This window comes from Armatimonas sp., from assembly GCF_031410135.1.
Lineage (GTDB): Bacteria > Armatimonadota > Armatimonadia > Armatimonadales > Armatimonadaceae > Armatimonas.
The window spans coordinates 1-4,156 of the sequence record NZ_JANNYP010000443.1; the positions used below are offsets into that span (position 1 = coordinate 1).

At 61.8% G+C, this 4,156-nt stretch carries 2 protein-coding genes; both read left to right on the plus strand.

Features of this window, described 5'->3' with window-relative positions:
- A partial coding sequence (locus RMO15_RS16500) for an NPCBM/NEW2 domain-containing protein (RefSeq protein WP_309714544.1) occupies positions 1–1,179 on the plus strand: 1,179 nt, incomplete at its 5' end.
- Entirely contained in the window at positions 1,176–4,106 is a 2,931-nt protein-coding gene (locus tag RMO15_RS16505; RefSeq protein ID WP_309714545.1) for a DUF2341 domain-containing protein, read from the plus strand. The genes RMO15_RS16500 and RMO15_RS16505, both read left to right, overlap by 4 nt.
- Positions 4,107–4,156 lie beyond the last annotated feature (50 nt).

A 4,156-nucleotide genomic window follows, 5' to 3' on the forward strand; every position in this document is an offset into this window, starting at 1 on the left:
AACAAGCGGCTCAGCAGCGACGACTACACGCTCTATCGCGATGAGATCCGCAAGACGGGCCGCCCGATGATCCTGAGCATCTCGGACTTTGGCAGTGGCGCGTGGGCCTGGGACGGGGAGAAGATCGGCCAGCTCTGGCGCACATCGTACGATATCTACCCCAACATGGACTCGGTCTACAACTGCGCTGAGACATCGGCGGGCGACCACGTGACCCACCCGGCCTTCAATGGCCTGGGGCAGTTCGCCGGGCCAGGCCACTGGAACGACCCGGATATGCTGCAAGTCGGCAACCTGAAGTCCGACACCGAGAGCCGCGCCCACTTCAGCCTCTGGTGTATTCTTGCCGCGCCGCTCATGGCGGGCAACGACCTACGCAAGATGCCCGAGAGCGTCCGCGTGATCCTCACGGCCAAGGAAGCTATCGCGGTCAACCAGGACCCGCGCGGTATTCAGGGCTATAAGGTCTTCAAAAACGACGGCCAAGAAGTCTACAACAAGCCCCTCGCCGATGGCACGACCGCCTTGCTGATTCTCAATAAGAGCAATAAACCCGCCACGATCATGGTTCCGTGGAGCCTGGTAGGCCTCTCCGGTCGCCAGCGCGTGCGTGATCTCTGGCTCCGCAAAGACATTGGGACTTTCGACGGCTCCTTCACCAGCCCACGCCTCGCCCAGCACGAGCACCTGCTGCTGAAGATTGGCTCCCGTGGCCGCCCTCTGCCCGCCCCCGCTCCCCTGCCGCTGGAGCGCTACACAATCACCAAGACCGGCGTCACCTACCTCAGTGATCTTTGTTATATTTGGCGGCGCAGCAACCCACCTGTCAATGACCAGAGTGCAAAGCACGAGCCACTGGTTCTGGGTGGGAACTTCTACCGCAAGGGCCTGGGCTGCCAGGGCAAGTCCGTCGCCATGTACAAGCTCGGTGGCCGCGCCAGCCGGTTCCAAGCCACAGTCGGACTAGACCCCTCCAACTCGTCCACTGCCGAGGGGCGCTTCCGGGTGATGGAGGAGGACTTCTTCGGCAATAAAGCACTCTTTGATAGCGGCAAGCTCCGCCCCGACGCATCGCCTGTGATCATTGATATCGACGTTTCCAAGAAGGGCTGTATCATGCTAGAGTTCACCGGCGATAATGTCCTCGGAACGTGGGGAGAGGCACGGGTGGTGGTATGAAAACACAACCATCCCGTGCCCTTCCCACGTTTCTCGCGTGTTTTTTGTTCTGCGCCCCCACATCCCCTCTTCGCAGCGAGGCACGAGCGAACTCCGTAGAGGAGCAAGGCTCGCTCTATCTTCTCACCACACCTGAGGGAGCGAACCTGCCCGCGTCGGTGACTCTCACGGACTTTCCGGTGCTGATCCGCCTCAGCCGCGAGACATTTCCCTTTGCACAGGCACAACCTCACGGGGAAGACTTGCGGATCACGGATAGTAGCGGCACACCGCTAACCTATCAGATCGAGCAGTGGGACGCGCAAGCCGGGCAGGCGAGTGTCTGGGTTCGGGTGCCCAAGATCGTCGGAAATGCACGCCAGGAGCTGCGCCTGCACTGGGGCGACTCGATGGCCAAGAGTGCGTCCAGTGGCCCGGCGGTCTTCAATGTGAGCAATGGCTACCTCAGTGTCTGGCACATGGACGAGGCACTGGCCGATGCAACGGGCATGCTGACGGCGACCAATAAAGGCACGACTCTCGCGCCCGGCCCGATTGGGGCGGCGCGGCGCTTTGCGGAGAACCAGGGGGTCGCGGGCGGCGAGAAGCTGACAGGCTTTCCCACGGGCAACCAGCCGCATAGCTCGCAGGCGTGGTTCCGGGCGGAGCGGCCCAATGTGCGGATTCTAGGCTGGGGCAACGAGGAGCGCCAGGGGAAAGTGACGATGCTGTTTCGGAGCCCCCCGCACATCAGCATGGACTGCTACTTCTCCGATGCAGGTGTCGCCAGCAAGAGCAAGCAAAAGCTGGGCGAGTGGCTCCACGTGGTGCACACCTACGAAAAAGGCAATGCACGGGTCTACGTGAACGGCGTCTTGGATGGCGTGGCGCAGTCCCAAGGCGCACCGCTCAATATCCAGAACCCCGCCCACTTTTGGATCGGGGGCTGGTACAACAACTACGACTTTGTGGGCGAGATGGACGAAGTGCGCGTGTCGTCGGTGACGCGCTCTGCCGACTGGGTGCGGCTGGAGTACGAGAACCAGAAACCGCTCCAGACACTGGTCGGGACACTCATCCAGCCCGGCAGTGAGTTCTCTGTCTCATCGTCGCAGCTCACGGTGCGCGAGGGCGAGCGGGCCACGATTACTGCCAAGGCTGGTGGGGCACAGAAGCTCCTCTGGCTCCTCGATGGGAATAGCGTCGCCACCGATCAGCTCTCCTACACTCTGGAGGCGGGCCGGGTGCGCGGCGACCAGAAGCACACGCTACTGCTCAAAGCCATCTACCCCGACGGCGTGAAGACCCGTGAGATTCCCGTGACAATCCAAGAGGCGATTGCCGATCCTGTGATTACGCTTAAGGCGCCGCGCCAGTGGGACGGCCGCTCGCCGATTGAGGTGACGACAAACACGGCGGGCAAGAGCACCCTGCCGCTACACTACACCTGGAAAGTGGAGGGGCTGGCAACCAGCAAAGACGTGCTCCCCGGCAAGCTCCGCCTCACCCGCGCCCAGAACAGCGGCACTCTGACGGTAAGCGTCGCGGTGGACAACGGCGGCGCGCCCGTGACCCAGTCGGTGAAGCTCGCGGTGACAGAGCCCAAGGCCGATCCCTGGGTCGAGCGCAAGCCCGCCGTGGATGAGCAGCCAACAGACAACCAGTTCTACACTCGCAGTGCTATAAAAAACGAGGGGACGCTTCACTACAACGGGGTTCTCTCGCAGGCCGCCGACGCGGTCTTTCTGCGCCTCTACGCCGACGGAGCGCTGGTAAAAACCATCACACAGAAGCTTGGGGCCAGTCGGGCGTACGCGTTCTCGGTGCTGCTCAAGCCGGGGCTGATTCGCTACGAAGTCGCCTTTGGTAGCGTGGTCTGTGGCCAGGAGACGGTTCTGCGCACGGTCAAGAATCTCGTCTGTGGCGATGCGTTTCTTGTCCAGGGACAGTCCAATGCGGTCGCCACGGACTTTGGGAAGGAGACCCCAGCCTACCAGAGCGAGTGGATTCGCACGTTTGGGACGCGCTGGGAGGATGCTCGCTATCGCAATCAGGACGCCCAAACGGGGGCAATCGGCTACTGGGGAATGGAGCTGGCAAAGCGACTGGTGGAGAGCGAGAAAGTGCCGGTCTGCATCCTCAACGGCGCGGTCGGTGGGACGCGGATTGACCAGCACCAGCGCAATGCGAACAATCCCACCGACCCCGAGACGATCTATGGGCGCTTGCTGGCGCGTGTCCAGAAAGCAGGGTTCACACACGGCATTCGGGGGATTCTCTGGCACCAGGGAGAGAACGACCAGGGTGCGGATGGCCCTACCGGGGGCTTTGGCTGGGAGACCTACCGAGAGTACTTCATCGAGCTCACGGCAGCCTGGAAACTCGACTTTCCCAATGTCCAGCGCTACTATGTCTTCCAGATCTGGCCCAAGTCCTGCGCGATGGGCATAGACGGCTCCGACAACCAGCTCCGCGATGTCCAGCGCCAGCTTCCCGCGCTGTTCTCAAAAATGAGCATCATGTCCACACTGGGCATTGATCCCCCCGGTGGCTGCCACTTCCCGGCGGCAGGCTACGCCGAGTTCGCCCGCCTGATTTTCCCGGTCATCCAGCGCGACAGCTACGGCAAGCGCTTCGACTCTCCCATCACGCCGCCAAGTCTCAAGCGCGTCACCTTTGCCAGCGCCAAGAAAGACACGCTCGTGCTGGAGTTCGACCAGCCCATGGTCTGGGAGAGTGTGCTAACAAGTGAGTTCTACCTCGACGGCCAGCGGGGCAAAATTGCGTCGGGTGTCGTCTCAGGCAATCGGCTCACCCTCACGCTCACCGAGCCGACGACAGCGCAAGCGATTACCTACCTTGACAGCGCGGTTTGGAGCCAGAAACGGCTGCTACGAGGCGCCAACGGAATCGCCGCACTGACGTTCTGTCATGTTCCCCTCCCATAACACCATGAGCAAAATTGCAGTTTTAGACTACCTGAAGAGCATTGACGGCA